This is a genomic window from Bradyrhizobium sp. UFLA05-89 (assembly GCF_059803475.1).
Window position 1 is genome coordinate 1 of sequence record NZ_JBANBA010000019.1, and the last position, 20,070, is coordinate 20,070.

Consider the following 20,070-nt stretch of genomic DNA (forward strand, 5'->3'; position numbering starts at 1 on the left):
CTTGTGGACCGCAACCTCGCGCATGCCATGGCGGATGCGCACCTCGCCGGCCGCAACCGTCACCGCCACCCGCTCGCCGATCAGCCGCCACGGCACCGAGTAGCTGTTCGTGTCGACCTCGACGGCACAATCGTTGCCGACGACGCGGGCCAGTTCGCGCAACGATCCAAACGACGGCTGCCCGCCGAGCGGCTTCAACCGGTGTGCCTCGTCACGCGCAAAGCGGACGATCGGCGCCTCGCCGGTCGTGCCGTGGATACGCACGTTCGCCACCTCACGCTCCCACTCGGCGAGATGCGCCTCGAATGCCTCCCAGCTCGCGAAGGAATGCCCCGCGATCGCGTTCTTCTTCACGTAGCCGACGCCATTCTCCGTCTTGCCCTTCGTGCGCGCCCGATACGGCGCGCAGGCGCGAGGACGGAGGCCCCAATGCTTCGCGAACGCGACGAGCTTGTCGTTAAACTGAACCGACCGGCTCACCGCGTCGTGGCGCACCACGAGCGCGCGTGGATTGTCCATCAGCACTTCCTCCGGCACGCCGCCGAAGGTCGTGAACGCGCTCTCGAGCCCGGCAAACCAGTGCTCCTGCTTCTCGGCCCGGAACGCACGCACATGCAGCCGTCGCGAATACCCGAGCGTCGCCACGAACACGAATGCCTTGATCTTCGTGCTGCCGATCTCGACCAGGCGCTCGCCGAAGTCAATCTGCAGCTGTCGCCCCGGGGGCGTCTCGAACCGCGTCGTCGCCAGCGCTTCGGCCTTCAGCGCCTGGCGATAGGGCTGCACGGCCCGTTGCAGCGTTCGCCGGCTGACTGCCACGCCTTCCTCGGCCAAAAGGTCCTGGCGCACCACATCCGCATTGCCGCGGTGCCGAATGAACCTCTCGCGCAGCCAACCTTCAAGGCCATCGAGCCGCTTCGGACGCTCAGGCGACTTGAACGGCTTCACCCCGCCCGCCGCCACGTAGTCCTTCACCGTGTGATGGCTGCAGCCCAGCTGCCGCGCGATCCGCTTCAGACCCCACCCGCACGCCCTCAGGCGCAACATCTCCGCCACGTCATCCGGCGTCTTCATCACCTGCCCCCGTGGATCACTCCACGACGAGCCTTCCGTGATTCGTTCCTCGTTCATTCGCTCTCTCCTCGGCTATCCAAGGAGGGGGCAATTCCTCGTGACGCCGAGGGGGCAGTTTTCCATGGCGCGCGACAGCCTCGCCATCGATGACGAAGTGCTTCTGCCGGTTCTCCAGAGCAGCCTCGGCGATCCACGGATACCGCTTCGTCCAGTCGCTCCCGTTGCGAGACAGCAGGCGCACGCGCTCGTTCTCCCGGATCACGAGCATCCGGTAGCCATGTGCTTGACTTCGTGAAACCACTCCGGTCCAGACGGGACCTGCTTGCCCGCGGCCGCGAGACAGGGCTCGTACGCCATACGCATGGGCCGATAGGTATCGACGGCAGATCTTCGACTCGAAAGGGGCCGCTTTTCAGCGACCCCTTTTGCCGGTTGCAATCTTGTTCGGGATGAAATGCCAGCCCCGGCGGCAACCAAACTATCGGTATCTAAATGCCAAGTGGACTCCGGGTGATTACCGTTAACAGTACTGCCCCAATTCCGGTTTCGCCGTGGAGCTGTAGCGGTCCAAAGGTGGAGCGAACGCCTAGAATGTTCCCGCCCGAACGTCTGCATCTCCAGAGCGTTTTTGAGTGGAGCGATTTTCATGACAGGAGGACATCGTGAAACGCCTGCGGTTCAAACCAGACAAAGCGCTCGGAGAACGACTGATCAAGGAAGCCCGGCTAGCAAGAGAAAAGGCAAAACAACTACCACCTGGTAGGGAGCGTGAGGACCTTTTGAAGAAGGCCCATGACGCTGACGTCGCCGCCCGGATCGATGGGTGGTTGCGTTCTTCGGGACTGCGCCCACCAGAATAAGCTGTTGCGAGTTCCTCGCGCGAAATGAAACTTAAATGCGCAACTTTGCGTTGGGCATGATGGATGACAGAGAACTTCAAACCCAAAGCGAACGAGCCCTTGTCGTAGTCACGCTCAGTACGGCAACGTTGATTGCGTGTGTCGCCCTCCTAATTTCTAACGGGTAGGTCCCGTTAGCTCTCGTGCAGCTCCAACCAGCCGCGCTCGACTGCCGTCTTGGTGCCTTCGCAGAACTCCGGTCGCCGGGCCGGTCTGGCATTCCGTTTGGTCACATGTGCCAGATGCACGCCTATGTTTCGCGGGACATCCTTCTCTAGTTTAACGTTGGTCCGGCCGCTACCGAGTCTCGCAAAGTTATGTCGGGGGCATTGCGCTGAAATTCTCTGCGCGAACGTTAGTTATCGGACAGACCGCACCAACTAGCGACTCTAACATATCACCCGGCGACAGGCTTAGGACTGGGCGCTGTGAGTAGGCATCCCGGAGCCACTGACACTCCCAAACAAGCAGTAATTGCAAACAGAATTGGTGTCGCCAGTGAACGAGTTCACATATTGCGCGACTGGCTCAGAACTAAAGTGATTACGGAATTCGTGGTGGAAATATCTCTAATCCAAGAGGGGTATCATCATGAGAAATCTGTTCTTAATCGCAACCGCCATCGCCTCCGTGGCAGGTGCGACGACCCATCAAGCTCGCGCGTGCACTTTGCGCTTTCCAACTTTTGAAGTGACGGGCTTCCCGATCTCGCGGCTGCAAGTGGCAGTGCTGGGAGGAGCCCGGGTTGAAGAGAGTTCGCCTACGCCAACGCTGGTATCGGCGGATATGCCCGCTTCTCCCCATCAGATCGCGGTTCTGACACCGCGCCCAAAACCACGGATAGTTGAGGCTTCGGCGGATCTCAGCCAACTCACCGTGGGCCGGACGCGGCCTAGCTCAAAGAGCACGGCAGAGAGCTGTGCCACTGAGTGATATTGGCAGCCCCTGTAACCTTGCGCTACCCGCCTTCGGGCGGGTGTCTCTTTTCGTAGTGCCCCCAGCAACCGAACTCCTAGCCGCGATCTCGACGATTTTTCGCGCGGCGACTTTCGGGGCTGGCGAAGGGGCATTCGACGGTGAGTTTTATGCGGCGGTCTGACCGTGTGCGGTGTGGATATGAGCGTCGAGCGTCGGCAGCGCGCCCATTATTGTGGGGATGAATGACGACTTCAAGCGGGGGCGCCGGCCGCGCGTAATGTTTCGGCAAAAGTCAGCCATGGCGCTGCACCACGATAAGGAAGCGGACAACAGCCGCTGACCGAGAAGTCCGGTTCGTGCTCCAGAAGGGCCTCGACTGTACTCTGCGCGCATTGGTGATCGCCCGCGCGCCAGCAGGTGACTGCTAGGGCAGCCAGGTTGGGGCCCACGCCAGGAGCCAACTGGTTAGCCCGTTCGAACCAGGCTCTCGCTTCATCAAGGCGACCTGCGTCGAGGTGGCCATAGCCTGCGAACCGACTGTAAAGGTGCACATAAGGATCTCGAGTTTCGATGCCGACAGCCCGCATCGCGCTCTTGGCTCCCGCATCGGGATCGCCCGAAAACACCTGGGCGGCACCCAGCGCCCACATGGCCATGTTGAAGTCCGGATTAAGTTCAAGCGAGCGCCGCGCCGCGGCTATCGCATCGCGGTGCCGGTGCCGTCCGAACAGCAGCAGCAGGGAATGCGCAGTGTGGTTTACGTCGCTCTTGTTGTTCACCCGCACCGATTCCTCGACCCGGCGAACAGCAAGGTTAAGGACAGCGTCGTCCGGCCTGCTGAAACCGTAAAGGAATTCTGCAGTTCCAAGTCCCGAGCCGGCCATCATCAGCGCCATGAAGTTTTTCGGCTGGAGCTCCAGAATTTGCTCCGAGATTACCCCGCCGCCGCGCCAGCCCTCCTTCGTCGGCGTAAAAAAGCTCACGCCCGCCAGCGCCAAGAGCTCTTCGACCGAGAGTTCGTCCAGGGGACGATTGGCGAGTCTGTCGGCATCATCCGCTGCCACCCGGCGCCGCACGCTCATGGCCACTCTTGGCGCGCAACGGTCTAGAACATCGAACAGGCTATCGCAGTGCTCATCGTATCGTTCCGACCAGATCTGCTTCTCTTCCTCAGCCGACAGCAGCCGCGCAAAAATCCGGTGCCGGCTTTCGCCGATGTGCACCGCGCCTTCCAGCACGTAGTGTGCCTTGGCGCGATTGGCTGTAAGTTCAAGCCCGGTCAGGCGTGAGAGACAAGAGTTGAGTTCGTGACAGAGATCGTTCGCAAACCGTTGTTCGGCTTCACCGGAAGCTTCAAACTTGCAAAGGAACAACCGCGGCTTCCCCTCCGCACGCAAGCTTGTCAGTCGCTTCGGCCACGACCAGACCCGTATAGGACGCGCGATGTTCTTGAACTTCCGCTCGCCATTGTCGAAGAAGGTTGCCTGGACAGACAGCGCAGCATTTTCCTGGACCGATTGCGAGATCAGCACTCCGCCCGGCTCGGCCATGCCTTCCAGCCGCGCCGCGACATTGACCCCGTCACCATAGATATCGCCGTCGTCGCGAATGACATCGTCCAGGTTGATCCCGATGCGCAGTACGATACGGTCTTTCTCGGAAGTCGCGCCTTCTCGCCTGGCGATCGCCTTTTGCAGATCGATGGCAAATTGAGTTGCCTTTGCTGCACTTGCGAATTCGGCCAGAAACCCGTCGCCGGTCAGCTTGACCACGCGTCCGCCGTGGCTTGCAACGGCTGGATCGACCAACTGTGTGCGCAGTTCCTTGAGCCTTCCGAACGTCCTGAGTTCGTCCGACTCCATCAAACGGCTGTATCCGACTACGTCGGCGGCAAGGATTGCGGTGACGCGACGTTCCATTCTGCGCTCCCTCAGAACGGCCGGAGCTCAGCATATTTCAAACAGCCGAATTGCCAAGGCCCGCCCCGTCAGAAGGTAGCGAAAGACGATCCGACCCTATGTCGGTAGATGACAGCAGTGCTTTGTTGTCCACAGTGTCGATCGCGACACACCGCATTGGCGCGACTCGTCGTAGGCTTTTGCCGCGTCCTTCACGGCGCGTTCTCCCTTAGCCTGGAGCCCGCCGCGAATGGCGGGCTACCTTCGATAGGACGCATTAGTTGTAGGAGCCGCACGTAGGTCCCGCTCTTGTGCAGCTCGAGCCAGCCGCGCTCGACCGCCATCTTGATGCCGGCGCCGAACTCCTCACCACTGACCTTCAATGTGTAGAGGAACGGCGCGTTTATCTTCTCGATGTGGGTGCGGCCGTCCTGTACTGGCTCGATGCCAATGGCGATCTCGACCAGCTTGCGCGCTGCAGCTTCTGGGTTGGCGAAAGGGCGTTCGGTGGTTAGCTTCATGCGGCGATCAGGCAGTGGGCACTTCGGACATGGGCTGACGCTCGAACTACTCGGGAAATTTTCGAGTGAACGTAGCGGTTCCGAGATTTGCATTCCCAGAGCCGAGGGCCGTAACGCTCATCTGGTAGCGGTGGCTGCCTTTTGGCGGCGCCGGTGGGTTGTACGTTTGCAGCGCTCCGCAGGGCACGCTGTTTTGGCCGGTGTAGGCCACAACGCCTCCACCATGATTTCCAGCCGAGTAATCGAGATCATCCATGTGGAATTGAAGCGACGTCGTTCCCTTTGGCACGCCAGAAAGCGCGATGACAGGTGAGGGGCCGGCGCCACACCAGCGGAAGCTCATCGAAAAAGCAGATGCATCCGCTGTACTGAGTGCAAAAAACGCAGTTGCAAAAGCCGCTAAGCGAAAATGCATGTCTTCCTCGATTTGAATACTCCGACAGATTTGCACTAGCGGTCGATCGTTAAAACCGAGTTATGGTTGCCTCTGCAAATGCGCGCCCCCAGCCCGGAGGGGGCGGCATGGCCCAGCGCATCAACACCATCTTACTTCCGGCGTCGGTGTTGCGTAGGACGGGCGCAGAATAATCGGGGAATACGCCGGGCATCAGCGCGAGGTTGCGTAGAGATTGCACACTACGCGCGGAGATTACCGAGAATGGGCAAACGCCAACACCGAGGCCGGCTCTCAGCATGTGTTTACTTCTTGAGAATGCCAATATCGGTGTTGCCCAAGTTTTTCATTGCCCGATTGGCGGCGGGCGTATCCACCGCGTTGTCGTGCGAGGTTGGAGCCTGAGTAATCGAGGAAGCATCCACGTCGCCGCCGGTTGTTGAGTGGCTAAGCGCGTTGCCCGTGTTGGGACCGGAGAAGCCCGCAGTGCCGCTTATGGTATGCCCGGTCGATAGGGTGCCGCCCGCATAACCTGTGGACCCGGTGGCCGCAGTTCCACTTGCCGCTGAGCTGCCACTGCTCGATCCACCCGCACTCTGGGCCAAGACGAGCGAAGAGCCGCCAACAAGTAAGATCAAGATTATGGCGATGTGGTTCATAGAGTGGTCCTCTACATGAATAACCGCTCAATGAGTTGCACGTCCGATAGTTCCGCGGGGCCTACCGCTCTCCCGACCACAGTCGAAGGCGGGTTGCTGGAGGGAGCGTCAATCCTGCGCAACCGAGCGGCGGCTCGTTCAACTCGTCGGCCTTGGCGAGGCACGCCGCCGCCCTCGCGCCGGAGCTGATCCACGACGACCGCGTCGATGTTGGGCCTGACGCCAGATCGCGCGTGCAGCGCGCCGTCATGCCGGACAGATGCGTAAGGACGTGTCTACGATCCGGTCGATCCGTTCCTCGGCCGCGTCGCGCCGTAACAAGGTGCGCTTCTACTCCATGCGCGGCGATCGCCGATGCTCACGTCGCCGCAGGTAGGCAACGCGGCTATGGTCGAGCGGAAAGCCGCCATCTTGCCGCTTGATCGACGGGCGGGCGATCATTGCTGACGGTCTCGGTCATCGTGGTCGTTCCTGATGCGCTAACCATACGGCCTGACGCCCATTAGCGACGGCGTCATTACGGTTGGTGAGATCAAAGTCAACGATCCGAAGGTGGACAAGATCAAGCTTCGCCACCGCGTCGGCATGGTCTTCCAGCAGTACAATTTATTTCCGCACAAGACAGTGCTCGAGAACGTGGCGATGGCGCCCATTCAGGTGTTGAAGGAGGCTCGGCCGCTCGTCGAGGAACGTGCCCGCAAGCTGCTTGGCGAGATGCGTCTGCCAGGCAAGGCTAACTCCTATCCCGGAGAACTGTCGGGCGGCCAACAGCAGCGCGTCGCAATCGCATGGAGCCCGAGGTCATCCTGTTCGACGAGGTCACGGCGACGCTCGATTCGGAGATGGTCAAGGAAGTCCTTGCCGCCGTCCGGAAGGTTGCCGAGGACGGGACGACCTGCATTCTCGTAACCCATGAAATGGGCTTCTCTCGTGAGGCCGCCGACCATATTTATTTCACCGACAAGGGTGTATCGTTGAGCATGCACCGCCAGCAGAGTTCTTCACGCGCGCGAGCGATCCGCGCACGAAAGAATTCCTCTCCAAAGTCTTGTAGGCACCCACAGCTTCCGTCGGACTTCAACACGGCCACAGTTCCATGACCGAGCAAGCAGATTTCGTCGTCATAGGTCTTGGCGCCATGGGCAGCGCCATCCTCTATCAGTTGGCCAAGCGCGGCGCGCATGCGATCGGAGTTGACCGTTTCGCGCCCCCGCACCGTATGGGGTCGAGCCACGGGGAAACCCGTATAACGCGGCAGGCGGTCGGTGAGGGCAGCGACTACGCTCCACTCGTCCTCAACTCCCACCGGATCTGGCGCGAGCTCGAAGCGGATACCGGAGAGAAGCTGCTGAATGATTGCGGAGTTCTGGTCATGGCGCCGGGCACGGGACCTACCTCGCACCATGGCAAACCGGACTTTGTCGCGCGCTCGATCGAGGTGGCGCGGGATTTCGGCATCAAGCACGAGATTCTCGACGGTGCGGAAGTCGCCCGTCGTTTCCCTCAATTCCTGGGCCTCGCCGGAAACGAGAAGGCTTACTTTGAGCCGGGCGGCGGTTATGTTTTTCCCGAGCGCTGCATCGCGGCGCAACTGAACCAAGCCATGCGGCTCGGCGCGCAAATCCGCACCGGCGTCGAGGTTCTTTCGGTCGACCAGCACGGCAAGGTCCGCATCGAGACCTCGAGCGGGACGATCCAGGCACAGCAGGCGGTGGTCGCGGCCGGTAGCTGGACGGCGCCCTTGTTGGGCGCGCCATTCGACCGTCTTCTGACGGTCAATCGTCAGGTGCTTCACTGGTACGAGCTCGATGATCTCGCAGCTTACGGGCCCGACGCGCCGGCTTTCATCTGGATGCATGGCGCGACCGACGTCGACTATCTCTACGGCTTTCCTCCACTGCCGGGCGATCGCCGCATCAAGGTTGCCACCGAGCAGTACGAGACGCTGACCACCGCGAACACTATCGACCGCGACGTCTGTCCGGCGGAGTCGGCCGAGATGTATCGAACGCATGTAAAGGGGCGGTTGGCAGGTGCGACGCCCTGCGTTGCCCAGGCAGCCGCCTGTCTCTATACCGTCACTCCCGATCGAGGTTTCATCATCGACCGGCACCCGCGTCACGATCGAGTTTTCGTGGTCTCGGCATGTTCCGGCCACGGTTTCAAGCACTCGGCCGGAATCGGCGATGTCGTTGCCGAACAATTGACCGGCGGGCGTAATCGGGTCGATTTGACTTCGTTTTCGATCGCTCGCTTTGAGTAGTTCCAGGCGAGGAAGCGAAGATCCAATGCTTGAGCGTCTCATTTCTCAAGCGGCCATTTTGAGGCGACGGAGTCTCGCGCCAGGGGTGCTGTCAGAGACGCATGTGGGCGCTGCGACCAGTGAATGCGGGCGCGGTGTTCGTCCATGGCGTGGATCATTGCCGAGCAGATCGGCCCGCTGACGCGTTGTGGCGCCGATGCGTCTCCACCAGGCGAAAGCGCGCAGGTCGTACGCGCATGGATACGCGATAAGCCTCGCTGCCGAAACACTGATCTGGCGCATCAGGCGAGGAGCTTGTCCAGCGTGATCGGGAAGCGGCGGATGCGCTTTCCGGTCGCGTGATAGACGGCGTTCGCAATTGCTGCGGGGACGCCGACGATGCCTATTTCGCCGAGGCCCTTGACGCCAAGCCTATTGATGCGGTCGTCGCGCTCCTCGACGAAAATGACATCGATGTCGTGAACGTCGGCATTCACGGGGATGTGGTACTCGGCGATATTCGCGTTCATGATCCGGCCGTAGCGGTGATCCATCAAAGTCTCCTCGTGCAGGGCCATCCCGATCCCCCAGACCACGCCGCCCATGATCTGGCTGCGGCCGGTCTTGGTGTTAAGGATCCGTCCGGCCGCGACCGCGCTCACAACTCGCGTGACGCGGATGACGCCGAGTTGCTCGTCGACTTTCACCTCGGCGAATACGGCCGAATGCGTGTTGCGGGCGTGCGACTTGTCCTCCGCGAAGTGATTGAGCTTCTGCTTCTCGATCCGCTCGAGCTTCCCGTATCGCATCGCATCCGCGATCGAGACCGCACGGCGTTTTTCGCCGTTGCTGGCGATCGTGCCGTCGACGAGGATGACGTCGGCTGCATCGATATCAGCGAGCGGCGAGCCGGGCATCGCGCCGGCAAGATGCGCGAGCTCCTGGCGAATGTCCTCGGCTGCTCCGAGAACCGCATGCGCGCTGGATGCAGCCATCCAGGAACCGCCCTCGACGGGCGCTTGCGGCAGCGTCGAGTCCGCGAGCTTGACGCTGATGTTCTCGATCGGCAGCCCAAGTGTATCGGCTGCTACCTGCGCCACGATGGTGTAGGTGCCGGTGCCGATGTCGGACGCCGCGCAGGATACCTCGGCATGGCCATTGGCGGTCAGCACGATGCGTACCGCGACCGGCATCTGCAGCGCCTCCCACACGCCTGTTGACATGCCCCAGCCGACCAGTTCCTTACCATCACACATCGAGCGAGGGGCAGGATTGCGCTTGCCCCAGCCGAAGGCCTCCGCGCCGCGGGCGTAGCATTCGCGCAGCTGCTTGCTGGTGTAGGGGAGGTCTTCGCTCTGGTCGCGATCCGAGTAGCACTTCAGACGCAGTTCGAGCGGATCGAGCTTGAGCGCGACCGCCAACTCGTCCATGGCGCATTCGAGCGCGCAGACGCCGGAGGCGGCTCCGGGCGCGCGCATGTCGCAAGGAGTGGAGACGTCGAGATGGACGAGCTTGTGAGAATAGCGACTGTTCGGGCTCTTGTAGAGTTGTTCCGCCCAGCCGCTGTCGTTGCGCGAGAAATCTTCGTAGCGTGAGGTGATGGCCGTGGCCTCGTGCGTAACCGCCTCGAGCATGCCGTCGGGCCTGGCGCCGAGCGCGACGCGCTCAATCGTCGCCGGCCGGTGGCCGAGCCCGTACATTTGTCGCCGCGTCAGCACGACTCGAACGGAGCGCTTCAGCGCGAGTGCGCCGAGCGTTGCCAGCACAACTTGATATTGCGGCCGCAAGCCGGAGCCGAAGGCGCCGCCGACATAGGGCGAGAGCACGCGGATGGTATCGGGCTTTTTGCCGAACACGCTGCAGAGAAACTTTTGGACGTTCTGGACGCCTTGCGTCTTGTCGTAAACCGTGAGCCTGCCGTTGCCGTCCCAGACGGCCGTGGTCGCAAAGAGCTCCATCGGGTTGTGATGCTCGGTCGGAATGAAGTAATCCGCCTCGTGCCGCACGGCCGCTTCGGCAAGGGCGCCTGCGGCGTCGCCGCGCGGCTTGTGCGGCTCCTTCACCTTGACCGCCTTATTGCACTCGGCTTCGAGGTCGGTCGCAAATGTCCGCTCCTCCTCATATTCGACTTGCACCAGCGTCGCGGCGAATTTCGCGGTTTCCCAGTCCTCCGCCATGACGAGCGCGATTGGCTGGCCGTTGAACTTGATGGTGTCGTCATAGAGCGGACGGAATGGCGATCCGTCGTCCGGCGCCACCTCATCCATCCAGGCCTCGTCCTTGTTGGCGAGCGGCGGGCGATGCGTATGGGTGAGCACGTCGAGCACGCCCTTCACGTTCAGCGCCTCGCTGGTGTCGAGGCGGGTGATGCGGCCCCGTGCAATGGTGGCCTCGACGACGAAGCCATGGACGAGCCCGTCGGCGGCGAATTCGCCGGCGTATTTGGCTGCCCCTGTGACCTTGGCCCGGCCGTCGACGCGGGACGTTGGTGTTCCGACATAGGCGTTCATCGGTCCCTCACGCGATCTTCTTGTGAGCCTGGGATTGCGGCGTGGCGTTTGCGGCCTGCATCAGCGTCCGGACAATGGCGCGGCGCGCGAGCTCGATTTTGAAGCCGTTATGCGAATGGGCTTTTGCCCCCTGCAGCAGGAGATCCGCAGCGCGCGAGAAATGATCTGCCGTCGCGGCCTGGCCGCGCAACGCCGCTTCCGCTTCAGGGCTGCGCCAGGGCTTGTGCGCCACGCCGCCGAGCGCCATGCGCGCCTCGCCGATGGCGTTGCCCTCGAGTTCGAGCGCAGCAGCGACCGAGACCAGGGCGAAGGCATATGACAGTCGGTCGCGGATTTTCAGATAGCTGTAATGACCGGCAAAGCCGCGTGGCGGCAGTTCGATTGCCGTGATGATCTCGCCGGTATCAAGATTGGTGTCGATGTGAGGCGTGTCGCCGGGAAGCCGATGGAAATCGGTTAGCGCCATCGTGCGCTCGCCGGACGGACCGGCGATGTGGACGAGGGCGCCGAGCGCAGCGAGCGCCACGCTCATGTCGGACGGATTGGTCGCGATGCAGGAGGCGCTCATGCCGAGGATGGCATGGTTGCGGTTGAGGCCGTCGATCGCCGAGCAGCCGCCGCCCGGCGTTCGCTTGTTGCAGGGCGTTGCCGTATCATAGAAGTAGGCGCAACGCGTTCGTTGCAGCAGATTGCCGCCGACTGAGGCCATGTTGCGCAATTGCGCCGAAGCACCGGCGAGGATGGCGCTGGCGACCAGCGGATAGCGCTGCTCGATCAGTGGATGGTAGGCAAGATCCGAGTTCGACACCAAGGCACCGATGCGCAGTCCTCCGTCGGCCGTCTCCTCGATCTTGCGGAGCGGCAGACGGGAAATGTCGATCAGCCGGGAGGGCTCTTCGACATTTTCCTTCATCAGGTCGATCAGATTGGTGCCACCTGCGATGAGCTTGGCGCCGGGATGGGCGGTGAGCAGGAGGATCGCGTCAGCGACGTCGTCGGCGCGGGAATACTGGAAATTGATCATGGCCGGCCCATTGCCTGTTGGATGGCGGCGACGATGTTCGGATAGGCGCCGCAGCGACAGAGATTCCCGCTCATCAGTTCCCGAATCTCGTCAGAATCCCTGGCACGTCCTTCGGACAGGAGGCCGACGGCTGAACAAATCTGTCCTGGGGTGCAATATCCGCACTGGAATGCGTCGTGATCGACGAACGCCTGTTGCAGAGGATGCAGCGCGCCATCCCTGGCAAGACCTTCGACTGTCGTGATCTCCGCCCCATCCTTCATGACGGCCAGTGTAAGACACGAATTGACCCGTCGGCCATCGACCAGCACCGTGCAGGCGCCGCATTGACCATGATCGCAGCCTTTTTTGGTGCCGGTCAGCCCAAGATGGTCACGCAATGCGTCCAGCAGCGTGGTCCAGGGAACGAGGTCCAGCGTGTGCCTGACGCCATTGACGATGAGGTTGGTTGGGATGCGGTCGGCAATTTGATTTGCGGCATCGGCCATGTCTTTTTCCTGCGGTGGAGGCCGAGCTGAGAAGTCAAGTCTGTTGGCGCGAGCGCGCGTCAGTTTCTGCTGGCCATTAGCGCCCAACGGTCAGCCAATCTCTTGGTTCCACGCAGTGATTTCCTCTGCGGCGAGGAAACCGTCAGCTCTCCGATACGTGGTGTCGCCCAGTTGACGACCTCGCGGGTCGCGTCTTGTCGTGTGGAGCAGCAACTGACCCAAGCCAAGTCCGGCGCGATGGACGAATCCTTCCATCAGGAACCAAGGCAATCACGGTCCATTGTTCGAAGCAGAGCTGCGGACGGCGGCTCGACGAAGATGTTTCGTCGTTCTCACGCAGAAATTAGAAATAGAACGTGCGCGATCGAGGCTGCGATGCGGCGCAGGATCGTTCCCGGCCGGACCGTCAACCATGACGGCGCTCATCTGGTGGCGTGGGCGGGTATCGGTCACTGGCCTCGGCGTATTCGAGCCTTCTGCAAACGCGCGAGTTGCAGCCTTGTTGGTTAGGATCACATTTCATTCCTTGAACAGAACGTCATGGTCGCGCGCAAAAGTCGCCAGCAGTGGCAGAGCGGCGCCGCCGATTGCACGCGCATCGCGACCGACCGAGCCTTCCACCACCACGGCGTCTGTGAGTCCTTGCCGGTCCATGTGTGCCCATTGCGAGTTGGTTCTCTCGACAAGACGGCGCCTCACGTCAGCCGGAAAGGCACCGTCGATGACGATGGCTTCAAAGTCGATAACCGCCAGCAATGCGGCGATCGCCTGCGCCAGGGCTTCGGCGGCTTCGGCAATCCAGGCCTCGAGTGGCTCCTCAAAGCTCGACCAATCGTCAGGTGAGAGCCAGATGTCAGTGCCGCGTCGACCGGCGGCGATGAGCCGACGCTCGAGTCGATAGATGGAGGCGGTGCGGATCAACTGTTGAAGTGTGGTCTCGCCGCTCTCTTCCCGTCGCATGATCGGCAACGAGCCGAACGCTCCGGCGTTGCCGCTACGACCCGGAAACAGACTGCCGTTCAGAACGATGCCGCCGCCGACGAATGTTCCGACATAGAAATAAGCGAAGTCGCGGTAGGCTGCTCCCGCACCGAAGGTGAGTTCGGCCGCACATGCCGACGTCGCGTCGTTGTGGACGCGGATCGGCCATGCGCCAAAGCGGCGCGAGAATTCGATGGCAACGTTGAAGTCGCGCCACTTGCCGAGTGCACCGGGTGGCGTTTGCAGATCCGCCTCCCAATTCCACAGTTCAAAGGGCATTGCGACGCCGATGCCGCTGATCCTGCCTTGCAGATTCTCCGGAAGTGCGGCGAGAAGATTAGGCATCTCGCGTTCCGCAAAAGCCATGATGTCCTCAGGCGAGGGGAAGGCGTAGATCATGCGGCGCCTGGCGCGGATGCCGGCGACGAAGTCCATCAACACCAGATCGGAACTGCGCCTGCCGATCATCAGGCCGAGCCCGAAAGCACCGTCTGGATTGAGCGAGTAGGGGACAGACGGCTGGCCGATACGCCCTCGCTGCGGCTCGCCGGCGCGCAGCAGTCCGTCGGCTTCCAGCCGGTTGATGATGACCGTCGTGGTCTGGGTCGACAGGCCGGTCAGGCGCGCGATTTCGACCTTCGCGAGGCTGCTATGGCGCCGGATCAGGGAGAGGATCAGGCGCTCGTTGTAAAGTCTCACCCCTGTCTGGGTGGTGCCGCGGCTTCCACCCGGCAACGTTACCGGCGCGTTGGCCCCGGCGCCTGGGGCTGCATCATCCATCCTCGGCTCCCAAACCCTTGAGCTGTCTCGCTTTCGCAGCAGCCTAGCGGTCACAATGAACGGAGAGAAGCCAAGCGTCAATTAATAAATCGGAATGATTTATTTATTGACTCGGAGGTTTCTATGCCCTTAGGATCGCCAAATACGCGGATCGAACCGCTTACCAAACAAACGTCCCACGGGAGGGGATCAATGCGTCAGTCAATCGGGCTATTCACCGCACTCGTGCTTGCTTCGTGCACAACCGGCGCTTCCGCCGCCGACAAGCCGATCGTCGGGCTCATCACCAAGACCAACACCAATCCGTTCTTCGTGAAGATGAAGGCCGGTGCAGACGAAGCGGCCAAGGCCAATGACGTCGAACTGCGCTCCTTCGCCGGCAAGGTCGATGGCGACAATGAGAGCCAGGTGGCAGCCATCGAGAACCTGATCGCCGCCGGTGCCAAAGGCATCCTGATCACGCCGAACGACTCTCGCGCCATCGTGCCGGCCGTGGAGAAGGCGCGCGCGGCCGGCATTCTGGTCATAGCCCTCGATACCCCGCTCGATCCGCCGAATGCGGCAGATGCAACCTTTGCCACCGACAATTTCCTGGCTGGTCAGTTGATCGGGCAGTGGGCCGCGAAGACGCTCGGCGCCAAGGCGGCATCTGCGAAGATCGCACTTCTGGACCTCAACGTGAACCAGATCTCGGTCGACGTTGCCCGAGACCAGGGTTTCCTGAAAGGCTTTGGCATCGATCTCGGCAATCCCGCCAAGATCGGCGACGAGAAGGATGCGCGCATCGTCGGTCACGATGTGACGCTCGGCAGCGAGGAAGGCGGTCGCAAGGCGATGGAAAACCTGCTGCAAAAAGATCCCGGCATCTCGCTTGTCTACACCATCAACGAGCCGGCCGCGGCTGGCGCCTACGAGGCCTTGCGGTCCGTCGGCCGCGACAAGGACGTGCTGATCGTTTCGGTCGACGGTGGTTGCCCCGGCGTGCGCAACGTGAAGGATGGCGTGATCGGTGCCACGTCGATGCAGTTTCCGCTGCTGATGGCGGCGAAAGGCGTCGAGGCGGTCAAGGCCTTCGCCTCAGATGGCGGAAAGCCCAAAGCTTCGCCCGGACTCGACTTCTTCAATACTGGCGTCGAGCTCGTCACCGACAAGCCGGCAGCGGACCTGCCGTCGATCGACAGCGCCGCCGCCTTGAAGAAGTGCTGGGGCTGATCGCGTCGCTGACTTTTTACCTCTGGCAAGGAGAGGTGCCCGGCATCTGGGCGCCGGATAACAGCGGAGACTTTCGCCCTGAGCGCTATGGGCGCGTCTTACGCATGCAACGAGGAAAACGGCCATGACCGATATCGGCAACAGCCGACCCGCTGCCCAGGCCTTCGAGCTTCTGGTCGACAAGAGCGACTCTCGTGTGGCTGAATTCGAGGTGCGTGCAAGATCGCCGTTGCAGAAACTTCAGCACTTTCTGCATGCCAATCCGACGGCGGTGCCGGCGATCGTGCTGTTGCTCGGCGTTGCGGCGTTCGGGCTCATCGTCGGCCCGCGCTTTCTATCGATGTTCAATCTGTCGCTGATCATCCAGCAGGTCACCATCATCGGCGTCATTGGCGCGGCCCAGACATTGATCGTGATCACTGCCGGCATCGATCTGTCGGTTGGGGCCATCATGGTGCTGTGCTCCGTGATCATGGGCAAGCTTGCAGTCACGATGGGACTTGCCGCTCCACTGGCGCTTGTGATCGGCATCGCCGTTGGCGCAGGCTGCGGGGCTCTCAACGGCACGCTTGTCACGCGCGTGAAGCTGCCGCCCTTCATTGTGACGCTCGGGACCTGGTCGATCTTTTTCGCCCTCAATCTCTGGTACTCCGCCTCGGAAACCATCCGTTCGCAGGAAGTGGCGAAAGTCGCTCCGCTGCTACAGGCGCTCGGTAAACCGGTGGACGTCCTGGGGGCCCGCTTTACCTATGGTTCCTTCTTCATGCTGGGGCTCATCGCCTTGATCTGGTTCGTGCTCAATCGCACGGCCTTCGGCCGCCATCTTTATGCAGTTGGCGATGACCCCGATGCGGCACGCCTGGCCGGCATCAGGACCGACCGCATCCTGTTCTCCGTCTATGTGATTGCCGGCATGATTTGCTCGCTCGGCGCTTGGGCTCTGATCGGGCGCATCGGTTCGATCAGCCCGCAGGCCGGCCAGACGGCCAATCTCGACAGCATCACGGCAGTGGTGGTCGGCGGCGCCAGCCTGTTCGGTGGACGCGGATCGATCATCGGCACGCTGATCGGCGCCCTGATCGTCGGCGTGTTCCGAAACGGCCTCGCGTTGTCCGATGTGGACGTGCTGTGGCAGGAATTCGCCGTCGGCTGGTTGATCATCATCGCCGTGGCGCTTGATCAATGGATTCGCAAGGTGTCGGCATGAGCATAGCTGCGAACGTTCAGAACTCCGAGCCGCTCGTGCAGGCGCGCGGCCTCGTCAAGCGCTATGGCCGCGTGACGGCGCTCGATCACGCCGACTTCGATCTCTATCCGGGTGAAATCCTTGCCGTGATCGGAGACAACGGCGCGGGAAAATCCTCGCTCATCCGCGCGCTTTCGGGCGCGCTCGTTCCTGATGCCGGCGAGATCAGGCTCGATGGCAGGCCGGTCGCATTCCGCTCGCCGCTCGATGCGCAGGCCGCCGGCATTGAGACGGTTTACCAAACGCTTGCGCTGTCGCCGAGCCTTTCGATCGCCGACAACATGTTTCTCGGCCGTGAATTGCGCCGGCCGGGCCCGCTCGGTTCAATCTGCCGCATGCTCGACCGCAAGGCCATGCAGCGCATCGCTCGCCAGAAGCTCACCGAGCTTGGTCTCATGACCGTGCAGAGCATTAACCAGCGTGTCGAGACTTTGTCGGGCGGTCAACGCCAGGGCGTGGCGGTCGCAAGAGCCGCCGCTTTCGGCTCGCGCGTGGTGATCATGGACGAACCGACTGCGGCTCTTGGCGTCAAGGAATCGCGTCGTGTGCTGGAGTTGATCCTCGACGTGCGGCGGCGGGGCGTTTCCGTGGTCCTGATCAGCCACAACATGCCGCACGTGTTCGAGATCGCCGATCGCATCCATATCCATCGGCTTGGCCGGCGACTGACGGTGATAGATCCCAAGTCCTATACGATGTCGGATGCGGTGGCGTTCATGACCGGCGCGCGCGTACCTGCCGAGATTGCGGCCTAAGGGATTCAAGGCAAGATCTATCGCAGCCCTTTTTGCAATGGGGGTGCGATCCGGCTTGTCGGATGGTCATGGCCGCACTTATCCACGGATCCATGCTTCGACTTCCGCTTTTCTCGGCAAGTCCGCGCCTTGTCGGGAGCAAGTGATAGCGGCCGCTGTCACGGCGAAATCGATTGCCCGAGCCAACTCCGGCGCGGTCAGGTCCGCGACGCGTTCTTTGCTCAGTTTGCCTGAGCTATTGAGAGAGCTCAAAATCGCGGCGTGGAACGTGTCACCGGCGCCGACGGTATCGATGACATTGACCGGCTTTCCCGGCACTGAGATTTTTCCGCCACTTTTCAGATAGCTGGTCGCGCCATTGCCGCCGTGCGTGACGAGAACGATCGAAGGACCCGACGCGAGCCAGCCGGCGACGACCTCATCGATGTCAGCGTCCTCGCCGTAAGCCACGGCGATATCTTCCTCGCTTGCTTTGACAATGTCTGCGATCGACAGGAAGGCGCCGAAGCGCCTTTTCCAATCCTCGAGGTTGGGTGTCACGGTCGGGCGCAAATTGGGGTCGACGGAAATCACACGACGGCCAGCTTCGCGCCTGGCGAGCGCGAGATAGGCATCCGCAACGGGGGCCACGGCCAGAGTATAGGATCCAAATGTGAGCGCGCAAACCTCGGCCGGCAATGAACCTGGCAGCGCGTCGATGCCGATTTCCCGGTCTGCCTTGCCTTCGCCGTGGAACGAATAGCTCGGCTGCCCCGAGGAGTCGGTCGTAACGATGGAAATCGTCGTCAGTCGATCCGAGTTGACGACGTAGTCAAGAGCGACTCGCTCCGATTCGAGCTTTCGTCGCAGGGCCACGCCAAAACGGTCGAAGGAAATCCCGCCGCAAAATGCCGCTGTCTCCTCCAGCCGCGCGAGGCCAATGGCCACATTCAGCGGGGAGCCGCCCAACGTGACTCGCGCAGTCAGTCCAGAATCCGGCCGCTCATCGACGAACAAATCCGCCAGGGCTTCACCGCATACAAGGATCATGGGGCGATCTTCTCACGGGCGCACCTAAGCAAGGAATCTGATCTTCTCGGCACTAGGTCTCCCCTTTGAAGAGTACATTCTGGTCGAGAAGAAAACGGGCGAAGAAGGGAAGACTCGCGGCGCCCATCGTGCGGGCGTTGGCTCCAATCGACCCTTCGCCAATCTCGAAGGGTGAAAGCCCTTGCAGATCGGAGGCGCTTTTTTTCTCGCGCACAAGGCTGACAAGCCGCTGCCGGATGTGGGCTGGAAAGCCACCGTCGATGACGGCCTGGCCGAAGTCGAGCACCGATGCCGATGCGACAATCGCTTGCGCGAGGCTATCCGATGCTTCTTCAAGCCAGTCATCGAGAATCGGGCCGAGACTCTCCCAGTCCTGCGATCTGAAGAAGGCGGCGGGGTCAAGATTGGCGCCGATGAGACGCTTTTCCAGGCTGTGCAGTGATGCCGAATGAATCAGTTGCCGCCTTTCCGCAATTCCCGTGCTTCCGTTCTTGACGAGCACTGGCATGGAGCCCAGCGCGCCGGCGTTTCCCTGACGCCCGGAATAAAGCTCACCGTTGAGAACGACGCCGCCGCCGGCAAAATAGCCGACGAAGACATAGAGGAAGTCTTCATATTCGCGGCCGCTGCCGAAAGTCAGCTCTGCGCCGCAGGCGGCTGTTGCGTCATTGGAAATCGAAACGGGCAGACCGCTGAGAGATTCGAGTTCGGCTTGCAGATTGCAGTTGCGCCAGGCTTCGAGCGAAGCATGAGGTGCCCCGACCTCGCTGCGCCAATTCCACAGTTCGAAAGGAACCGCAACGCCAAGACCAACGATCCGTTGATTCTGTGCGCTGCCCAACTTTCCCGTGAGCTCCGCAAGGCTGTCGGCAGTGAATCTCAGGAGATCGCCGACGTCCGGGTAGGCGAAGGAACAATGGATCTGATCGCGCACCGATCCAACGAAGTCCATCAGCATGAGACTCGCGGTGCGACGGCCGATGTGGAGGCCGAGCGCGTACGCGCCGTCGGGGTTCAGTTTCAAGGGCACCGAGGGTTGCCCGACGCGACCGCGATTGGGCTCCATCCGAAGGAGCAATCCGTCCGATTCCAGCGCCTTGACGATGACGGAGGCGGTCTGGGCCGAAAGGCCGGTCAACCTCGCGATCTCGGCCTTGGGTAAACTGGAAAACCGGCGGACGAGGGAGAGAACAAGCCGCTCGTTATAGGCGCGAACGCCAATCAGATTGGTGCCGCGAGATCGCTCCCCAGCCAGAGGCGTCACGGCTCCCTCAGGTGTCATCGGGGCTGTCGAAGAGATGCGCAAATTCCGGAATCCGGCTGAGGAGACACAAGTGTCTCTTCTTAGACCTGCCTCGGCGCTTAACACGAGATAGAGAACAGGTCAATAAATAAACCAAAATGATTTATTTATTGACATAGCGCTGAGTGGATGGGAAG

The 20,070-nt window shown here is 61.6% G+C and carries 16 protein-coding genes and 1 pseudogene; 5 read left to right on the plus strand and 12 right to left on the minus strand.

Going from position 1 to position 20,070, the window contains the following annotated elements; genetic code table 11:
• The 6 genes from istA to SO139_RS12715 form a co-directional block, all read right to left on the minus strand.
• Positions 1–1,074 (minus strand): IS21 family transposase (gene istA / locus SO139_RS12690; RefSeq protein ID WP_498540148.1); only part of this gene is annotated, 1,074 nt, incomplete at its 3' end.
• Between the two features lie 16 nt (positions 1,075–1,090).
• Positions 1,091–1,342: an ATP-dependent DNA ligase gene (locus SO139_RS12695; RefSeq protein WP_498540149.1), complete on the minus strand. Its 252-nt coding sequence runs from the start codon at positions 1,340–1,342 to the stop codon at positions 1,091–1,093.
• 1,800 nt (positions 1,343–3,142) lie between these two features.
• The gene (locus SO139_RS12700; protein WP_449382760.1) at positions 3,143–4,810 is read right to left on the minus strand and encodes an adenylate/guanylate cyclase domain-containing protein; all 1,668 of its coding nucleotides are present in this window, start codon (positions 4,808–4,810) and stop codon (positions 3,143–3,145) included.
• Between the two features lie 191 nt (positions 4,811–5,001).
• Positions 5,002–5,310: a hypothetical protein gene (locus SO139_RS12705; protein WP_449382761.1), complete on the minus strand. Its 309-nt coding sequence runs from the start codon at positions 5,308–5,310 to the stop codon at positions 5,002–5,004.
• A gap of 46 nt (positions 5,311–5,356) precedes the next feature.
• Positions 5,357–5,725 (minus strand): phospholipid-binding protein, encoded by a 369-nt coding sequence (locus SO139_RS12710; protein ID WP_449382762.1) that lies wholly within the window; start codon positions 5,723–5,725, stop codon positions 5,357–5,359.
• Between the two features lie 284 nt (positions 5,726–6,009).
• Positions 6,010–6,363 carry a hypothetical protein gene (locus SO139_RS12715; protein WP_449382763.1) on the minus strand — a complete coding sequence of 118 codons (354 nt, stop codon included), beginning with the start codon at positions 6,361–6,363 and terminating at the stop codon, positions 6,010–6,012.
• Positions 6,364–6,855: 492 nt separating this feature from the next.
• Here SO139_RS12715 and SO139_RS12720 point away from each other — a divergent pair.
• A pseudogene (locus SO139_RS12720) lies at positions 6,856–7,417 on the plus strand (amino acid ABC transporter ATP-binding protein); the annotation flags it as partial.
• A gap of 42 nt (positions 7,418–7,459) precedes the next feature.
• Positions 7,460–8,626, plus strand: a complete 1,167-nt coding sequence (solA, locus tag SO139_RS12725; protein ID WP_449382764.1) for an N-methyl-L-tryptophan oxidase — start codon at positions 7,460–7,462, stop codon at positions 8,624–8,626.
• Between the two features lie 281 nt (positions 8,627–8,907).
• Here solA and SO139_RS12730 read toward each other — a convergent pair whose 3' ends face one another.
• From SO139_RS12730 to SO139_RS12745, 4 genes are all read right to left on the minus strand, one after another.
• The gene (locus tag SO139_RS12730; RefSeq protein ID WP_498540150.1) at positions 8,908–11,115 is read right to left on the minus strand and encodes a xanthine dehydrogenase family protein molybdopterin-binding subunit; all 2,208 of its coding nucleotides are present in this window, start codon (positions 11,113–11,115) and stop codon (positions 8,908–8,910) included.
• A 7-nt stretch (positions 11,116–11,122) separates the two neighbouring features.
• Positions 11,123–12,139 (minus strand): FAD binding domain-containing protein, encoded by a 1,017-nt coding sequence (locus SO139_RS12735; RefSeq protein WP_449382766.1) that lies wholly within the window; start codon positions 12,137–12,139, stop codon positions 11,123–11,125.
• Positions 12,136–12,627: a (2Fe-2S)-binding protein gene (locus tag SO139_RS12740; protein WP_449382767.1), complete on the minus strand. Its 492-nt coding sequence runs from the start codon at positions 12,625–12,627 to the stop codon at positions 12,136–12,138. Before SO139_RS12740 ends, SO139_RS12735 begins: the two co-directional genes overlap by 4 nt.
• A gap of 519 nt (positions 12,628–13,146) precedes the next feature.
• Positions 13,147–14,388, minus strand: a complete 1,242-nt coding sequence (locus SO139_RS12745; RefSeq protein ID WP_449382768.1) for an ROK family transcriptional regulator — start codon at positions 14,386–14,388, stop codon at positions 13,147–13,149.
• Between the two features lie 192 nt (positions 14,389–14,580).
• On the opposite strand from SO139_RS12745, the gene SO139_RS12750 reads away from it, so the two are divergent.
• From SO139_RS12750 to SO139_RS12760, 3 genes are all read left to right on the plus strand, one after another.
• A complete protein-coding gene (locus SO139_RS12750) occupies positions 14,581–15,600 on the plus strand; it encodes a sugar ABC transporter substrate-binding protein (protein ID WP_449382769.1) in 1,020 nt (339 codons plus the stop codon).
• 124 nt (positions 15,601–15,724) lie between these two features.
• On the plus strand, positions 15,725–16,807 hold the full coding sequence (locus SO139_RS12755; RefSeq protein ID WP_449382770.1) for an ABC transporter permease: 1,083 nt from the start codon (positions 15,725–15,727) through the stop codon (positions 16,805–16,807).
• Positions 16,783–17,601 (plus strand): ATP-binding cassette domain-containing protein, encoded by an 819-nt coding sequence (locus SO139_RS12760; protein ID WP_449382771.1) that lies wholly within the window; start codon positions 16,783–16,785, stop codon positions 17,599–17,601. The genes SO139_RS12755 and SO139_RS12760 overlap by 25 nt, the downstream gene beginning before the upstream one ends.
• A 78-nt stretch (positions 17,602–17,679) precedes the next feature.
• Here the strand turns inward: SO139_RS12760 and SO139_RS12765 are convergent, their stop codons facing one another.
• Together SO139_RS12765 and SO139_RS12770 are read right to left on the minus strand one after the other, a co-directional pair.
• Positions 17,680–18,630, minus strand: coding sequence for a carbohydrate kinase family protein (locus tag SO139_RS12765; protein WP_449382772.1), 951 nt, complete (start codon positions 18,628–18,630; stop codon positions 17,680–17,682).
• A gap of 52 nt (positions 18,631–18,682) precedes the next feature.
• Positions 18,683–19,912, minus strand: a complete 1,230-nt coding sequence (locus tag SO139_RS12770) for an ROK family transcriptional regulator (RefSeq protein WP_449382773.1) — start codon at positions 19,910–19,912, stop codon at positions 18,683–18,685.
• Positions 19,913–20,070 lie beyond the last annotated feature (158 nt).